The sequence below is a fragment of the Treponema sp. OMZ 838 genome, assembly GCF_000775995.1.
GTDB lineage: Bacteria > Spirochaetota > Spirochaetia > Treponematales > Treponemataceae > Treponema.
The window spans coordinates 230,996-246,261 of sequence record NZ_CP009227.1 but is presented as its reverse complement, the minus strand read 5'-3'; the positions used below and the strand labels follow the sequence as shown (position 1 = coordinate 246,261).

The 15,266-nt window shown below is 47.6% G+C and carries 15 protein-coding genes; 7 read left to right on the top strand and 8 right to left on the bottom strand.

Going from position 1 to position 15,266, the window contains the following annotated elements:
• Window positions 1-19: 19 nt before the first annotated feature.
• Window positions 20-880, bottom strand: a complete 861-nt coding sequence (locus QI63_RS01060; RefSeq protein WP_044013097.1) for an SIR2 family NAD-dependent protein deacylase — start codon at window positions 878-880, stop codon at window positions 20-22.
• 309 nt (window positions 881-1,189) lie between these two features.
• On the opposite strand from QI63_RS01060, the gene QI63_RS01055 reads away from it, so the two are divergent.
• On the top strand, window positions 1,190-2,344 hold the full coding sequence (locus QI63_RS01055; protein ID WP_044013095.1) for an iron-containing alcohol dehydrogenase: 1,155 nt from the start codon (window positions 1,190-1,192) through the stop codon (window positions 2,342-2,344).
• Between the two features lie 117 nt (window positions 2,345-2,461).
• On the opposite strand, the gene QI63_RS01050 is transcribed toward QI63_RS01055, so the two are convergent.
• Window positions 2,462-2,728, bottom strand: a complete 267-nt coding sequence (locus tag QI63_RS01050; RefSeq protein ID WP_044013093.1) for a hypothetical protein — start codon at window positions 2,726-2,728, stop codon at window positions 2,462-2,464.
• Between the two features lie 48 nt (window positions 2,729-2,776).
• On the opposite strand from QI63_RS01050, the gene QI63_RS01045 reads away from it, so the two are divergent.
• The 4 genes from QI63_RS01045 to QI63_RS01035 all read left to right on the top strand — a co-directional run bounded on the left by QI63_RS01045 (window position 2,777) and on the right by QI63_RS01035 (window position 4,187).
• Window positions 2,777-3,058 carry a type II toxin-antitoxin system RelE/ParE family toxin gene (locus tag QI63_RS01045; protein ID WP_044013090.1) on the top strand — a complete coding sequence of 94 codons (282 nt, stop codon included), beginning with the start codon at window positions 2,777-2,779 and terminating at the stop codon, window positions 3,056-3,058.
• Window positions 3,033-3,350, top strand: a complete 318-nt coding sequence (locus QI63_RS01040) for a HigA family addiction module antitoxin (protein WP_044013088.1) — start codon at window positions 3,033-3,035, stop codon at window positions 3,348-3,350. Before QI63_RS01045 ends, QI63_RS01040 begins: the two co-directional genes overlap by 26 nt.
• 208 nt (window positions 3,351-3,558) lie before the next feature.
• A complete protein-coding gene (locus tag QI63_RS13095; protein WP_215904706.1) occupies window positions 3,559-3,717 on the top strand; it encodes a hypothetical protein in 159 nt (52 codons plus the stop codon).
• A gap of 17 nt (window positions 3,718-3,734) precedes the next feature.
• Window positions 3,735-4,187 carry a hypothetical protein gene (locus QI63_RS01035; protein ID WP_044013086.1) on the top strand — a complete coding sequence of 151 codons (453 nt, stop codon included), beginning with the start codon at window positions 3,735-3,737 and terminating at the stop codon, window positions 4,185-4,187.
• 100 nt (window positions 4,188-4,287) lie between these two features.
• On the opposite strand, the gene QI63_RS01030 is transcribed toward QI63_RS01035, so the two are convergent.
• From QI63_RS01030 to QI63_RS01005, 6 genes are read right to left on the bottom strand one after another with little or no spacing between them, the layout of a single operon-like run.
• Entirely contained in the window at window positions 4,288-6,054 is a 1,767-nt protein-coding gene (locus tag QI63_RS01030) for an FAD-binding oxidoreductase (RefSeq protein ID WP_044013083.1), read from the bottom strand.
• Window positions 6,055-6,079: 25 nt separating this feature from the next.
• Window positions 6,080-7,636 carry an FGGY-family carbohydrate kinase gene (locus QI63_RS01025; RefSeq protein WP_044013081.1) on the bottom strand — a complete coding sequence of 519 codons (1,557 nt, stop codon included), beginning with the start codon at window positions 7,634-7,636 and terminating at the stop codon, window positions 6,080-6,082.
• Window positions 7,633-8,040, bottom strand: coding sequence for a DUF1667 domain-containing protein (locus QI63_RS01020; protein ID WP_044013079.1), 408 nt, complete (start codon window positions 8,038-8,040; stop codon window positions 7,633-7,635). Before QI63_RS01020 ends, QI63_RS01025 begins: the two co-directional genes overlap by 4 nt.
• Window positions 8,037-9,467 (bottom strand): NAD(P)/FAD-dependent oxidoreductase, encoded by a 1,431-nt coding sequence (locus QI63_RS01015; protein WP_044013077.1) that lies wholly within the window; start codon window positions 9,465-9,467, stop codon window positions 8,037-8,039. The genes QI63_RS01020 and QI63_RS01015 overlap by 4 nt, the downstream gene beginning before the upstream one ends.
• Window positions 9,464-11,218, bottom strand: coding sequence for an NAD(P)/FAD-dependent oxidoreductase (locus tag QI63_RS01010; RefSeq protein WP_044013074.1), 1,755 nt, complete (start codon window positions 11,216-11,218; stop codon window positions 9,464-9,466). The genes QI63_RS01015 and QI63_RS01010 overlap by 4 nt, the downstream gene beginning before the upstream one ends.
• Window positions 11,219-11,222: 4 nt before the next feature.
• Window positions 11,223-11,981: a FadR/GntR family transcriptional regulator gene (locus QI63_RS01005; protein WP_052185443.1), complete on the bottom strand. Its 759-nt coding sequence runs from the start codon at window positions 11,979-11,981 to the stop codon at window positions 11,223-11,225.
• Between the two features lie 438 nt (window positions 11,982-12,419).
• On the opposite strand from QI63_RS01005, the gene QI63_RS01000 reads away from it, so the two are divergent.
• Window positions 12,420-13,484: an adenylate/guanylate cyclase domain-containing protein gene (locus QI63_RS01000; RefSeq protein WP_044013073.1), complete on the top strand. Its 1,065-nt coding sequence runs from the start codon at window positions 12,420-12,422 to the stop codon at window positions 13,482-13,484.
• Window positions 13,485-13,553: 69 nt separating this feature from the next.
• Window positions 13,554-15,206, top strand: a complete 1,653-nt coding sequence (locus tag QI63_RS00995; RefSeq protein WP_044013071.1) for a ComEC/Rec2 family competence protein — start codon at window positions 13,554-13,556, stop codon at window positions 15,204-15,206.
• The last annotated feature ends 60 nt before the right edge of the window (window positions 15,207-15,266 follow it).

Below are 15,266 nucleotides of genomic sequence, written 5' to 3'. Positions count from 1 at the left end.
TCACCCTTATCTGATTTTTTTATAGTAGCTCCTGCAAAACCGCGCCAATGTCATCATTGATACAGAGCGACCGCTTTTCTATTTCGTACGGTGCAAACGCTTCCCCAAAATTGATACAAACATACTGTGCATTCGGGTTTTTTGCCGTCATCTGCCAAAACGGATACTTTATAATTCCGGGGGTGTTTCTTCCAACCCCCAGTTCAAGAAACAACACGTCCCCCGGTCCTTCTTGTTGCCCTGACCGGCTTATTATCTTCCGGCTTTGTAAAAATGTTTGATAGCGGTTGGCAGCCTGATCCCAGCCCTCGTCTGTAACAAACGTGTCATCTGCCCTAAGGTTCATACTCATCGGTTTCCCGCAGACAGGGCAATGCGGTACAAGTTCTGACGGGATTTTCATCTCGCTGCGGAATTCCCACATTGCGCGGATTTGTTTTTCGTTGTCATACGTTTTGTGATGACACGGTTCACTGCATTGAAACAGCCCGTAGTCGCCCTGCGTATAAAAGAGCCGCTCCTTGTCAAAACCTGCTTTTTGGAAACAATGATCTACGTTTGTTGTCAGTACAAAATAGTCTTTGTTCCGCACAAGCGAAAGTAGGTTGTCATAAACCGGTTTGGGCGGATCCATATAACGGTTTATCATAATATAGCGGCTCCAGTATGCCCAACGCTCTTCAAGCGAGGCAAAAGGCGTAAACCCGCCCGAATACATATCTTGAAAACCGTACTTGACCGCAAAATCGGAAAAGTATTTTTTAAACCGCTCACCGGAATAGGTGAAACCTGCCGAAGTGGAAAGACCGCTCCCTGCACCGATGACAACGGTTTCCGCTTCGGAAATAATCTGTTTTAATTGCTCAATAGCTTCTCTCATATAAAATCCTCCGTCTGTGTCATCATGTACCTTCTTTGAAAGAAAGTTTTTGTTGTTCTTATGAATTTATATCTGTGACTATACAGCGGTTTGATTGTAATGTCAATAGAACTTCTGAATTTTTTCATTCGGTTAACACCGGTTAGTCAATGATTTCTGACCGATCGGTGTTTTTTTATCGTTTTCCCTCTTTACTAAATAATAAAATATCGTTATATTTATACTAATAATAAAAGGACGATTAAATATCCGCTGAGTGTAATACAACGGATATTGAATAGTTCTTTGGATTATGAAGGAGTATAAATTATGAAGTACGCAACATTCAGCATCCCCCCGAAGATTGTACACGGTGTGGGAGCCTTGGAATTCCTTTCTACGTTGGAAGGAAAGAAAGCCGCTATTGTTACCGGCGGAAGCTCGATGAAAAAATTCGGCTTTATTGATGAAGCAAAGGGCTATCTGGAAAAAGCTGGTATGCAAGTGCTGGTTATCGACGGCGTAGAACCCGATCCTTCCGTTAAAACCTGTAAAGAAGGCGGCGCAAAGATGGCAGCCTTTAATCCCGACTGGATTATCGCATTGGGCGGCGGTTCTGCAATGGATGCTGCAAAAATCATGTGGGTGTACTACGAATATCCCGGCTATAACTTTGACGATTTAGCCGCTTTCAAATTCCCGAAGCTGCGGACAAAAGCAAAATTAGTCGGTATCCCGTCTACCTCCGGAACCGCTTCCGAAATTACCGCCTTCTCCGTTATTACCGACACGGAAAAGAATATCAAATATCCGCTCGTAAGCCCTGATATTATCCCCGATATTGCAATTGTTGATGATAGAATCCCTGCAAAGATGCCGCCGCTGGTAACGGCTCAGACAGGTATGGACGTTATGACCCATGCTATCGAAGCTTATGTGTCTACCGCTCATGACGATTACACCGACCCCTATGCACTTGAAGCAATCCGGCTGGTATTCGAGTATCTGGAACGGGCTGTTGCAAACGGAAACGATATGGAAGCACGCGGAAAAATGCACACAGCATCCACCGTTGCCGGTATCGCATTCAGCAACTGCTCACTCGGTATCGTACACTCGATGGCGCATAAGATCGGCGGTGAATTCCATCTGACACACGGTGAAGCGAATGCAATCATGCTTCCGTATATTATCAACTACAACAGAAAAGAAACCGACCGCTACAGCAAGCTGGAAGGCGCTTTGGGTATCGACGATATTGCAAAGGCTGTCTCTGCCTTGAACCGGAAAGTGGGTATCACCCGCACTATTCAGGAAGGCAAGAACACTGTTATTGCAGAAGATAAGTTCCTCAAGGTATTGGATTTGATGAGCGAAAGAGCATTTAATGATGCTTGTACGCTGACCAATCCGCGCAAAACCTCTGCCGCCGATATTAAGAAGATTTATCTTGCAGCGTATTACGGCAAGGAAATTGATTTCTAAAAATATAAGGGCATCTCTAAAAACTCAGCAGAACTTTTTAGTAAATCCCTAAAAGCCGATTAGACCGTACGGTTTAATCGGCTTTTTTAGCGGCTCTGTTATTTTGAGCAATACCCCTTAATACGCAGGATTATCCCATGTTCTGCTGCAGAACTTCGGCTTGCGCTTTTGCTCTTCGGTCATGTCGATGCCGAGGGTGCCGCCCGGGTTCATAATGTTGTCGGGGTCAAAATGCTTTTTTAACGGTGATGTACAGTCCAGTCCGCCGTGGGCTTTGCTGATTTTTTTTACGGTGCGGAAGAGGTTTGAAGAAAATCCTCGTTCACCTTCCGTCCAGCCCAAGAATATACAGCGGTCGTGCGCTTTGTATCCGCGGAGATTCATCAAGCTTTTGGGTTGACAAGTGCTTCTGTTTAGCGTTAGTATGGAAATATGATAAGAAGTTTTGATGATATAGAAACAGCATCAATATGCAAAGGTAATAAAAGTAAAAAGTTACCGATGACGATTCAGAATGTTGCAAGAAGAAAACTTCGAATGATTGAAGCTGCAAAAGTTGTAGAAGATTTAAGGATTCCTCCAGGTAATCGTTTAGAAAAACTTGCTGGGAATTTAGACGGATTTTATTCAATCAGAATAAATGATCAATGGAGAATTGTTTTTAAGTTTGAAAATGGAGGTGCAGAAAATGTTAGAATCACAGATTATCACTGATAAAAAATTACCCAATGTTCATCCAGGAGAAATTCTTAAAGAAGATTTTTTAGATGCAATGAGCATTTCTGCATATCGTCTGGCAAAAGAAATCAATGTTCCTGAAACAAGAATCTCTGAAATAATTCACGGAAAGCGTTCAATTACTGCGGATACCGCTATCAGATTTTCAAAATTCTTTGGAACGACAGCAGAATTCTGGCTCAATCTTCAGAATCTGTATGATTTGGAAGAAGAAAACAATAATCATTCCCGAGAGTTTGAAACAATAAAAATGTACGCCTATGCCTAAATTGTCTAACACCGTTTTCAAAGCTGATATTTATTTTGTCACGAAAGCTGTTTAGGCGGTCGCCTGTGCTTCTTTACACATATAAAATATTTAAAATCAAAAAAGAAATAGTTGAAATGTGTGATGTTGATAATCTGGATTATGCAGTTGCAGAATTAGGCAAAAAAGTATAATAAAAGTATAATAATAGAAGTGTAGTTTCTAAAAAATGAACGTTTTTGCAGTAGAATTTTTTGATAAAATCCTTGGTATGGATTTTTACGAAGGATTTTATTCTGATGAAACATATCTAGAGCACTTCTATTGTGATGGTGATGATTTTGCTTTGACAGATGTATTTCAATTTATATTAGATAAGAATCACTGAATAAATGAGAGAATCTTATGCGAGGAAATGTAGATATTGCAATACAATTATTTCATCCATCGTTGAGTAGCAATGAAATAAAAAAACATTTTACTGCAAAACCGGATGTAGAGTTTTCAGTCGGCGCTCCATGGGTTTTACCCAATGGTAAAATTCTTAGCGGATTTCATAAAGAATCTTATATATGCTATGAAATCTCCGGTATATGGGAATGCGGCGAGTTAGAGGAAGCTGTTGAATATACCAATACATTTTTTAGAAAGATTATAGACGATACATCGTTCTTAGATATATTTGTTAAAACAGGAGGGAGAATAAACTATTATATTGGACTATACATTAATAGGCATGATGCTTTTAATTTATCGCCGGAACTATTAAAGCAGTGTGAGGAACTTCACGTAAATTTAGGGACTGAGATTTTTTTAGATAATACAGAAGAGGAATCTTCCCGCAAAATAACGATATAAGAACGAATTATAAAACAAAATTAGTAAATCCCTAAAAGCCGATTAGACCGTACGGTTTAATCGGCTTTTTTAGCGGCTCTGTTATTTTGAGCAATACCCCTTAATACGCAGGATTATCCCATGTTCTGCTGCAGAACTTCGGCTTGCGCTTTTGCTCTTCGGTCATGTCGATGCCGAGAGTGCCGCCCGGGTTCATAATGTTGTCGGGGTCAAAATGCTTTTTTAACGCGCGGAAAATATTCAGCCTATCCGTGCCGATCGATTGTTCCACCCATGCGGCCGTCATCTTGCCGACACCGTGGTGGTGGCTCATCGCAGCGCCCTGTTCCATGATATTATCAAAGATACCGAACTGATACTCTGCATATTCTTCTTTATCGCGGAATTTCCCGATAAAGATAAAATAGAGGTTGGCTCCCTGCTCATACGCATGGGAAAGGTGTGTCATGCAGACCGTGTTCGGGCGGGATTTTGCAAAGGCGCGAACCTTTTCATGCACTCTGCCCATCATCTCCCAGGTAACGGAGCATTCCATCGTGTCGATGATGATGCCGTAGTCCTGCAGCGATTCCCGTAAATAGGGGTCGGTAAAGCGGCCTTCTTCCCATTTATGTGCGGGATAGCCGGTGAGGTACAGTCCGCCGTGAGCTTTGCTGATTTTTTTTACGATGCGGAAGAGGTTTGAAGAAAATCCTCGTTCTCCCTCTGTCCAACCCAAGAACATACAGCGGTCATGCGCTTTATATCCGCGGAGGTTCATCAAGCTTTCGAGCGGTGTGCCTTCCACGCCGTAGAGCTTCATCATCGCATCGGTTTCTTCGGGGTCGGATAGGCGGAACACGGAAGGATAGCCTGCTTCGGCTTGCATAATTTCCCGCGCGGCGTCGCGTCCGCTCTGCCAGTCCTTAAACATAAAGCTGAAATACCGGCGGTTCTCCGCAGTCAGGCGGGAAATTTTCAGCGTTACATGCGTCAGTACGCCGAACGCTCCCTCCGACCCCATCATCAGCTCATCGATATCAGGGCCGACGGCGTGGGCGGGAAGTCCGTAGCTTTTAATGACGCCGGCGGGAGTAACATAAGTCTGTCCCATCACGATATCGTGAATATTACCGTAATAGGTTGAGTTCTGACCGGCGCCCCGCGTTACCGTCCAACCGCCGACGGAGGAGTATTCAAACGACTGCGGAAAGTGTCCGCACGTGTATGCGTGCCGTGCGCCGAAACGGGTTTTCGCTTCGCTCAAGATTTTTTCGAGCTGGGGGCCGGACATCCCTGCTTCAACCGTGATGGTCTGATCGGTTTCGTTAAAGTTAATCACCTTGTTAAAGTTCCGCCGCATATCAAGGCTGATGCCACCCTTAAACGCTTCCACACCGCGGGTAACCGAAGAGCCGCCGCCGTATACATAGAGGGGGATGTGCTGCTTTTGGCAGTATTCGACAATCTGCACGATTTCTTCATGGCTTGAAGGATAGAGCACTGCCCGCGGGGCATTTTCGGTGATATTTTCCCGCAGCCGGTAGAGGTCGTACATGGTTTTGCCGTAAGCCACGGAAAGCCGGTTGTATCCCTTGGTACTGACATTCTCTTTACCGCACACGGATTCAAAGAATGCGACATGCTCCGGTTCAAGCGGCGGCGTCGCTAATGTTTCGGGCACAACTTCGTGTCCGTCGGCGCCCTTCTGCTGAAAATCGGCATCGGTTAAGCCGAGCTCGCCTTTCATAAAGGTAAAGAGCCTTTCATTCGGTTCCTTAAATTCGTTGGGATCTCCCCATTTTAAAATCGATCGGAATGAAGCCGGCGGCGGGGGAACTTGCTCCCACTCCGGTTTAAAATTCTTGTATACCTTACGTTCAGCCATAGTCATCTCCTATTAAAACTACTTTTTATGACGGATAACCGGTTACTTCCCGTATCCGTTTATACACATGCTTTAAGATAGGATATATCTGCGTGTATATTTTATAGAGCTCATCATATAATTCGCGGTTATCCGGTGAAGGGTTAAATTCCCGCGCAAAATGAACCATGTTTTTGGTGCTTTCTTCGATACTTGAATAACATCCCGTCCCGTACGCCGTTAAGATCGCGGCACCCAATGCGGAAGTTTCCGTTGTCGCACCACGGACAAGCGGCTTGTTTAAAATATCGGCAGTGATGCCGCAGATACGGTCGCTCTGCGAGGCACCGCCCGAAACGGCAACCTTTTGTACGGGAACGCCGCTTTGCCGTTGCAGTTGTTCCAGCCCCTCCCGCAGCGAGTAGGCAAGCCCCTCGACGATTGCACGGTATATTGCGTGCCGTCCGTGTACGTCGCCGAAGCCGATCATCGAGCCTTTTGCGTAATGGTCTTTAAGGCTTGCTCCCCAATACGGTTGCAGCATCAGGCCGTAGCAGCCGGGTGGTGAGGAGTCGAGAAGCCGATCCATAATTTGCTCCGGAATAATACCGGTTGCCGTCGCCTTTGCCCGTTCTTCATAGCCGAGCTCGTCCTTAAACCAGCTGATCATCCAGTAGCCGCGGAATATTTCGATTTCCGGTACCCAACGTCCGGGATAGGCAGCGCTGTATGCGGGCAGGAAGCGGATAGGTTCCGTGTAGCGATCGGTACATATTTCTACCGTCGCCGTCGTGCCGAAACTGAGGGAGGCGGTTTTTGCATCGAGACATCCCATACCGAGCGTTTCGCATGCCTTATCGCTGCCGCAGGCGATGACCGGTATACCGGCAGGAAGCCCCGTTTCCAGCGTGCCTTGAGCGGAAACCCGTCCGATTTCTTTCCCGCTTTGCACAACACTGCATTTTTTATCATCATCTATCGGAAATATCTTCGCCGTGATGTGTCCGGGCGATGCCCACTTTTGCTTTTTATGATCAAAGGGAATGTGTCCGACTAAGGATGAAGGAGAATCCGCGGCAATTCCCGTAAGCCGGTATTGAAGATAGCCCGAAACCATCAAAACCCGCCAGGTTTTCTTCCAAATTTCCGGCTCGTTTTCCTGTATCCAGTTGCACTGACCGTCGCTTTGGGAGTGCATGATTTTTTCGTAGTAATCGACTGCTTTCAGCGCAGCCTTCATAATGAAATTCGGATGATACCGGCCGCGTGCCTTTCGGGTATCGAGCCACGTGATTGCAGGGCGCAGTACGTTTCCGTCTTTCCCAATGAGGATAACGGTGTCCCGCTGGGCTGTTACGCCGATCCCCTTTGCGCGGGCTATTAAATCGGGATATTCTCCTTTGAGGGCAGCCGCACCTTTGCAAAGTGCATTCCACCACACAGCAGGGTCTTGTTCCGCCCATCCCGGCCGCGGGCTGACGCACGGTTTATACATGATCTGCTTTTTTGCGAGTACCGAACCGTCTTCCGCAAAGATAATAACGCGTAAACTTTGGGTACCGCAGTCGATTGAGATAATCGTCGATTGATTGTTCATAATCATTCGGCCTCCGTACTTGCACAGGCGAGAATCGGTATTTTTGTCCCGTTTTCAGCGGTAAGCTGCGCAAGACAGTCGCCGTACCGTACCGGAGTGGAGGCGGTAATAGTGCGTATTTTTTCTATCATAGATTTCATCTCCTCAAGCGGAATTTCACATCCGGTTTTTACCGGCAGGCGAATAACCTCAGGCTCACCGAATCCTGTCGTTTTTCCATTACACCGAGCTGACCGGCAGGCAACGGTGGTCGTGAGCGTTCTCATAGGGCACAGCACTTCCTGTTTGCCGTAAATGGCTCCCTTAGGGCAGCTGTTTCCGCTTACTTCTATTATATTCGTTGCATCATCGATTGTCACGGTTAATGCACAGCCGCGCGGACACGCAATACAAGTTAGCTTTTTGATCATTTCGCCTCCTTTGCCCGATGTACCGGTTCTGGGTCAGTCAGCGAAAGGAATAGTTGCTGTGTGTAGGTCGGTATCGATGCGGTATCTACTATAATCCGCTCCATCTCCGGCGGTTTTAATGACCGGAATGTTTTTTTGAAAAGAATCTTTGAGCCTGTTTTTGTTTCCGCGGTAATCGTCAATACCGCTTGCTCCCGTTGCGCCGCAGACCGGAAGTACAGCACCGCCTGCTTCCCGTCCGGTACGATACGGGCGGGTGTTTGGTATAGCAGCGTTTTATCGGCACAGATGGGAATTTCAGCAGGATTTTTGCGCAGTGCCGCCGGCTGTACTTCCGTGAAGTATGGCTCAATCCTCGCGAGTGCCGCCATGCGATATTCCGTTGACTGACTTCTTCCCGCGATGGTATTACCTTCAAACGGTATCCTGCTGCAGAGTAAGGCAGCCCGTTCCCCGGCAATACTGCCCGACTCGGAAACATAGTCTACGAGGTCGTTGACATGGAGTGCGTTTCCGCAGGAGAAAAGTCCCGGCACGGTTGTTTCCATATATTGATTAACCTGCGGCCCCTTTGTCCGCGTGTCCATGTTCGGCGCAAGACTGTCGAGGATGTCGTTTTCGGGGATAAGCCCGACGCTCAATATGAGGGTGTCGCAGGGAATGTACCGTTCCGTACCGGCGACCGGCTGCATCCGTCCGTCAACCTGCGTAACGGTTACGCCCTCCAAGCGTCCTGCCCCGTGCAAGGCGCTCACCGTCGTAGAAAGGCGGAGCGGAATACCGTAGTCTTCAAGGCATTGCACGATATTGCGGGTCAGTCCCGACGGTTCGCTCTTTACCTCGTAGATGCCCTCTACGCTGCCGCCGATGTGTGCGGTTTCGAGGGTGAGCCGCCGCGCCATAATGAGTCCGATGTCTCCGCTGCCCAAAATGACAAACCGCTTGCCGGGAAGGTACCCCTTTAGGTTGATAAAGGCTTGTGCCTGTCCTGCGGTGAATACCCCCGAAGGCCGGTCGCCGTGAATAAACACTTGGCGGTCGGTGCGTTCTCTGCAACCCGTTGCGGAAATGAGTGCAGTGCAGGAAAGATTAAAAATGCCGTTCTGCGGATTGGTAAAGGTCAATTCAAAGCCGCTGCCGTTCTGCTGCACAATACGGATAACAAAGGTGGATACGAATATGTCGATGTTGGAATGCTGATCGAGCATATCGCGATACCGCCACGCATATTCGGGGCCGGTCAGCCGCTCGTTAAATCGAATGAGCCCGAAGCCGTCGTGAATACACTGCTTTAAAATACCCCCGATATGCTCTTCCCGTTCTATGAGTGCGATGCTGCACTGCGGGTCTTTTTCGGCGGCGGCAAGGGCGGCAGCCATACCGGCAGGACCCGCTCCAATCACAATGATATCATAAAAGCGTTTCATAATGCCGCCTTCCCTTCGCCTGCCGGTAGTGGGCTGTTCAGTATGTATGACGAGCAGCCTTTTTTCGTAATGCGCTCAAGCGGAATACCGGCTTCCCGGCTGATGATTTCCATTACCCGCGGCGTACAAAAACCGCCGTGGCACCGCCCCATTCCGACACGGCACCTGCGTTTTACCGCATCAAGGCTGATATTCTGCATACCGAGCGCAAGGCAGCTCCTGACCGCATCCCGTATCTCCCCTTCGGAAATCTGCTCGCAGCGGCAGACAATTTTCCCGTAGAGCGGATCCTGTTTGATAAGCATATGCCGCTCGGCGTCGTGCATGGTGGCTGTTTCGCGGGGTGCGGCGCGGCGCGGTATAAAGTCCGGTTTTTCTTTGAGGGTGGCAGGAAAGCGCCGGAGTGCAAGCGCTGTAATATCTTCTGCAATTGCCGGAGCGGAAGCAAAACCCGGCGATTGAATACCCGCAGCGTGAATTAAGTTGGGTACCTTTTCGGACGTTTCAACGATAAAGTCTTCCTCCCACGTTGCTGCACGGATACCGCTATAATACGCGATGATATCGCCCCGCGAAAGCGTCTTATTCATGGACATTTGCTCAAGCAAGGCGTGTTCATCTTCGGCATCGGTACCGTAGTCTTCACGGTCGTATACCTCATGCGCGGTAGGCCCGACAAGGATATTCCCTTCTATACAGGGGATAATTCCGCCGCCTTTTGAATGCTGTTTTGAAGAATTAAGAAGATTTGGCTTTCCGATAATGGTATACTGAAAATTCCGTTTCTTTTTGTCGAGGATAATATCCATGCCCTTGCGGGGATGAATCGAAAAGAAACGGTCTCCCGCAAATTCTGCAATTTTATCCGACCATACGCCCGCTGCGTTAATGATAAGACGGGCGTTCAGCGTACCGCGGTTTGTGTGCACTGCCGAAATCAAGTCGTTCGTTTTGTCAAAACCGGTTACAGCGGTTTCAAAGAAAAAAGATACGCCGTTTGCCGCAGCATTTTCCGCAAAGGCAATTGTTACCTTAAAAGGAGAAGCAATGCCGGAGAAAGGCATCCAAAAACCGCCATAGTATTCCGTACTTAGGTTCGGTTCCATGGTTTGTATTGTTGTTTTATTTCGATATCCAACTCGCCCGTCAACACCGTTTTTTGCCGCCCTCCGGTGCATAAACGGCACGAGCAGTTTCAGGAGTGGAGAGTTAAACAGCATAAAGCTGCCCGGCCATTCGGTTTGAAATCCTAGTTCTTTGTCCAGTTTACGGTAGAGACGGTTGCCGCGGGTGTTCAGTCTGCCTTTTATCTTTGAAGGATTGTCCGCAAATCCGGGATGGATCATACCATCGTTGCGGGAGGACGCCTGCATTGCGCAATCGCATTCTTTTTCGAGAACGGCAATTGTTAAATCATAGCGGGACAGTTCCCGTGCAATTGCGCATCCGACAACACCGGCGCCGATAATTACGATATCGAATGTTTTACCCGCTAAAAGATTATCCCGCACTTCCGGCATCCGCATCGGCGGTTCACCCTTTCCGGCGACGGTTATATCGTTCACCAACCCCTTATATCCGGGCAGGCGCTTACACTTTTTTACAAAAAAAACACCGGCTGCGTATCGTTCTTCAACCGTAGGCGCGTCTCCGGTCAATATTACCGACCGGCCGTCCCATGCTGCCGAAAGTTTCAGCTGGGGGTACCGTTTTTTAATCTTTTGCTCGAGTTTTTGCAGATAGGTTTTCATGATACTATATTCCGCTACTCGATTCCAAAACGGTATATGCGCCGATTGAAGTCATTTTCTCAAGCAGCGCCAATGTCTCTTGTTGGTTTCCGTCAGCAATATGAGCAATGAGTTGTGATTTTAAGGCTGAGGCCGTTTGAATATTGCCGGTATTTTCGGTAAAGAACTGTTCCAGCTTTTGGTGGTACAGTTCCCGCGCCGAATTAAAAAGCAGGAGGAATACGGTATTACCACCCGCTTCAATAATTGCACGATAAAAAAGGAAATCCAATTCGGTCAACCGCCGTATGTCGGCAGGGCGTAAACGTCCTGTATTATTTTTCTTTTCTTCTGTGTAGATTTTGTTCAATTTTTCGATAAGCGGCGAATTGGTTTCTTTTTTCGCTACATCGGAAGAAAAATACTGCATCAACGATTTTGTCAAAATCATTCGGCGGACTTCTTCCAAATCGGCATCGATACGGGCAGCCGATTGCGGCGCCGAAAAACGGTAAAGGCTCGAAAGCAGCGGCAGTGCACCTTCTTCCGTAAAGTTGTTGACAATCCAGCCATGTCGCGGGCGAATGGAAATGAGCCCCCTCGCCCCCAGCTCCAAAAGCCCTTCGTGAATCACCGGCCGAGAGACACCCATCTGCTGTGCCAGTTCCCGCTCAGGTGGCAGCTGCTCTCCCGGCAGGATAAGGTGCATCAATAGCAGCGTTTCCATCTGCTCGATAAAGCGTTCTTTATTGCTTTTGGCCGTTGTTTGTCGTTTCTTTTTCATATAATCTCGTAGATAGAACAGCGATATGTGGTAATACCACCGAGTTCCTATCTACTATAGCATGGGAAAAAACGATTTGTCAAATATTTGTTAAAATTTTGTAAAATTTTTTATAACCATTTTGAAAACCGGCTGTTTAGCGTGGTGCGTTAAAGATATTCCGTACCACCTGCCATGATTTTCCGCACTCCCTTGCTTTTCATCATGAAGGTTCTTATTTGTGTGTCCAACTCAAAACGTTGTTTCTGCTGATAGAACGTCAGTGGTTTTAAACAGTATCGAAGGGCTGACCAATAACTTCGGTTTTTGGGTGATTCCCTGAGACGTAGCTCATAAATGTATATATGTACATTTACGAACGATGGCAACTTGCATCGAATAGAATACACAGTGCAAAACATTGAGTGTTTGCCTGGATGCTGTGCAAAGGAGAGAACTATGAGTATGAAATTACGCTGTAAAATGAATCAAAAAGAGGCTGATAAAATTGCGGCTTTTTTAACGAATGTATCCGATAGACTGCTGTTCCATATTCCGCTCTATGAAATCGGTAAAGCGTTCGATATACCCCGTGAAAAAATTCTTGATATTTTTATTCAAGGTGTTTATGACGGAGTATTCATCTTGGAGTGGATTTATCATTGTCCTACGTGTGGGCATGTTGTCTATGAGGCATCGTCTCTTCAACAAGCTTCGTCGCAAAATTTTTGTACGGTTTGTAATAAGGTCTTTGATAACACGCTTGATACCAATGTTGAAGTCTGCTTTTCAATTCATCCGCGGCTCAAGACGCTTGATCCTGTATTTAAACTGAATTATATTGCTGAAATGGGTAAAAACATCCGTGCGGGGAAGTATCGGACGTGGGATACTCCTGATGCAGTACGGGGTGTTGATATTATCCAAAACAATTTATACCGTGAATTGATGCGTTCCGAAGTGCTTGTCGGCGATCGCTCACTCCAAATGGCAAATGCGACGATTCTCTTTGCGGACATTACGAATCCGACGAAATTGTATGCCTCATTAGGTGATAAAAAAGCTTTTTTAGTGATAAAAGAGTATATACGGATTCTTTCTGATACGATTGAAAAATATGGCGGTGTACCGGTTAAAATAGTCGGTGATGTCGTTATGGGTGCTTTTATCAAGCCCGATAAGGCTTTTAATGCCGCCGTGAAAGCGCAGCAAGATTTAATAAAGCATATTCAAAATAAGCCGATAGGCGAACAGCTGGAAATTAAAATAGGCTTACACACCGGTCCTGTGCTGGTGATAACCCTGAATAACCGGCTCGATTATGTCGGTTTAACAGTCAATAGCGCTATCGACATAAAAAATACAGCGCTTCCGAATGAGATCGTTATCTCTGAAGCTCTTTTTAACAACCGCTCCGTTAAGCGTGCCATCCTTTCCGTTACCGATACCGTCCAAAAACAGCAGATACGATTTAAGGGAAATCCGGATACTCATACACTGTATCATATAAAAATCAAAAATTGATGCCATAAAAACCGTTAATTTGTAGCCATTTTGCGCCTCGTGTCGTATAAGAAATCGTAAGAGGTGAGTATGGAGAGACATGTTGTTCCGCCTGTTACGATCATAGCCGTTGCGGCGGCGGCATTTTTTTACGGGTTGTATGTATTTGCGCAAACTGACGGCAGAATTACATCTTTTGTTTTTATAACGACATTCTTATTACTCTGCGCGCTATCGGTGTTTTTAATAGCGGTATCCGTGGCAGGTAAGCTGTCGAAGCAGGGAGCCGAAGGACGATCCTGCCGGAAGAAGCCGCCGCAGCCTACGATACGCTTTGTGCTTTTAGCGGTTGCCGGAGCTGCGATCGGCTCGTATTCCGTATATACACTGCAAAGAGAACAACGCCCACCTCAAACGCTTGCTGCGCTGCCTACGGTACGGACGCTTATTGGGGAATTGACCGGAGAGCCTGTTCCGGTAGGTACCGATTATTACCGCATACCGGTTAAACTGATTGCGTGTAATACCGGTCGCAATGAGCAATTCTCCGCATCGGGTACCGTGCAGCTCTTTGTTCCGGCAACGCTTGTCCGCGGAACATATTCAGGAGGCATTACCCGTATCGGTGAAGCGGAGCCATCCGAAGCGGCAGCACCGCTACTGTCCGGTACGGCTGTATTTGCGGAGGCTTTGCAAAATCCGCAAGCATGCCGGTTTTATGTACGGGGAATGAGGCTTGCGGTTCAAGGAAAGTTCGGTAAAACGGGATCGGTGTTTTATGCGCGGCCGGTGCAGCCGGTGTTTCTCGGATGGAACTCTCCGCTCAGCCGTCTCCGCGCGTTTTTCCGCTTTGCTTTTATGCGGATGTTATACGGCTGGGGCGAGGCGGGCGGACTCTTGCTTGCGCTGCTTGCTGCCGATAAGGCATTCTTACCGGCAGGATGCATCGCAGCGTTCCGCAACGCCGGACTTGCTCATATCCTTGCCTTGTCCGGAATGCATCTTTCGTTAATAGGGACGGCGGCGCTGCAAGGCGGCAGGTTATTCGGGCATAAGAGCCGCGCTGCATGGTTTTCGCTTGCGGCAGTTTTCCTGTTTGTCTGGTTTGCAGGCTCTGCTCCTTCGTTAAACCGTGCATTGGGAATGGTTTGTATCGCCGCCGTAGGGAGAGCGCTCGGGTTAAAGCCGCCGCCCTTGTCCGTGCTGTGCGCTATGTTGACTGTGCATATCGCAATCGTCGGCGCCGAAGCAATAACGCTCGGGTTTATGCTTTCGTATGGGGCATGTGCAGGTATCATCATCTTCGGCGATGCGTGCGCCCGTCTCATGGTCGGAAAAATACCGCCGGCTTTTGCAGGCAGTATTTCCGCATCCGTCGGCGCACAGCTTTTCACCGCTCCGATTGTTATCTCTGCAATCGGGAATATCGCAGCGGCGGGGGTAATTGCTTCATGCGTGGTCAGCCCGCTCGTTTCGGTTTTCCTCATTGCGGGGCTTATCTGTATTCCGCTTGCGCTTATCTTCCCTTTCACGAGTCCGCTGCTGGGATACGGATTGAACGCCGCATACCGGATAATTTTTGCGTCAGCGGATTTTTTTGCGCGCCTTCCGGTTATTGCGCCGGAAAGCGGAATGCAGCGTGTGATATTTTCAGCCGCGGCGTTTGCGGTTGGGGTATGCTGTGCGGTTCTGGCGTATGTTCAGCGTAAGCGGACAGTAGCCGCTTTCCCTCGATTGACATGAGCACGGGAAAAGCGTTTGAACTAAGCCCTGCTGTTGAATGGGGCTCGCAAAAAAGTAACC

Coding starts and splice junctions, on each gene's coding strand:
- QI63_RS01060 (WP_044013097.1), bottom strand. CDS start 880: ATGAGAGAAGCTATTGAGCAATTAAAACAGATTATTTCCGAAGCGGAA.
- QI63_RS01055 (WP_044013095.1), top strand. CDS start 1,190: ATGAAGTACGCAACATTCAGCATCCCCCCGAAGATTGTACACGGTGTG.
- QI63_RS01050 (WP_044013093.1), bottom strand. CDS start 2,728: ATGAATCTCCGCGGATACAAAGCGCACGACCGCTGTATATTCTTGGGC.
- QI63_RS01045 (WP_044013090.1), top strand. CDS start 2,777: ATGATAAGAAGTTTTGATGATATAGAAACAGCATCAATATGCAAAGGT.
- QI63_RS01040 (WP_044013088.1), top strand. CDS start 3,033: ATGTTAGAATCACAGATTATCACTGATAAAAAATTACCCAATGTTCAT.
- QI63_RS13095 (WP_215904706.1), top strand. CDS start 3,559: ATGAACGTTTTTGCAGTAGAATTTTTTGATAAAATCCTTGGTATGGAT.
- QI63_RS01035 (WP_044013086.1), top strand. CDS start 3,735: ATGCGAGGAAATGTAGATATTGCAATACAATTATTTCATCCATCGTTG.
- QI63_RS01030 (WP_044013083.1), bottom strand. CDS start 6,054: ATGGCTGAACGTAAGGTATACAAGAATTTTAAACCGGAGTGGGAGCAA.
- QI63_RS01025 (WP_044013081.1), bottom strand. CDS start 7,636: ATGATTATGAACAATCAATCGACGATTATCTCAATCGACTGCGGTACC.
- QI63_RS01020 (WP_044013079.1), bottom strand. CDS start 8,040: ATGATCAAAAAGCTAACTTGTATTGCGTGTCCGCGCGGCTGTGCATTA.
- QI63_RS01015 (WP_044013077.1), bottom strand. CDS start 9,467: ATGAAACGCTTTTATGATATCATTGTGATTGGAGCGGGTCCTGCCGGT.
- QI63_RS01010 (WP_044013074.1), bottom strand. CDS start 11,218: ATGAAAACCTATCTGCAAAAACTCGAGCAAAAGATTAAAAAACGGTAC.
- QI63_RS01005 (WP_052185443.1), bottom strand. CDS start 11,981: ATGAAAAAGAAACGACAAACAACGGCCAAAAGCAATAAAGAACGCTTT.
- QI63_RS01000 (WP_044013073.1), top strand. CDS start 12,420: ATGAGTATGAAATTACGCTGTAAAATGAATCAAAAAGAGGCTGATAAA.
- QI63_RS00995 (WP_044013071.1), top strand. CDS start 13,554: ATGGAGAGACATGTTGTTCCGCCTGTTACGATCATAGCCGTTGCGGCG.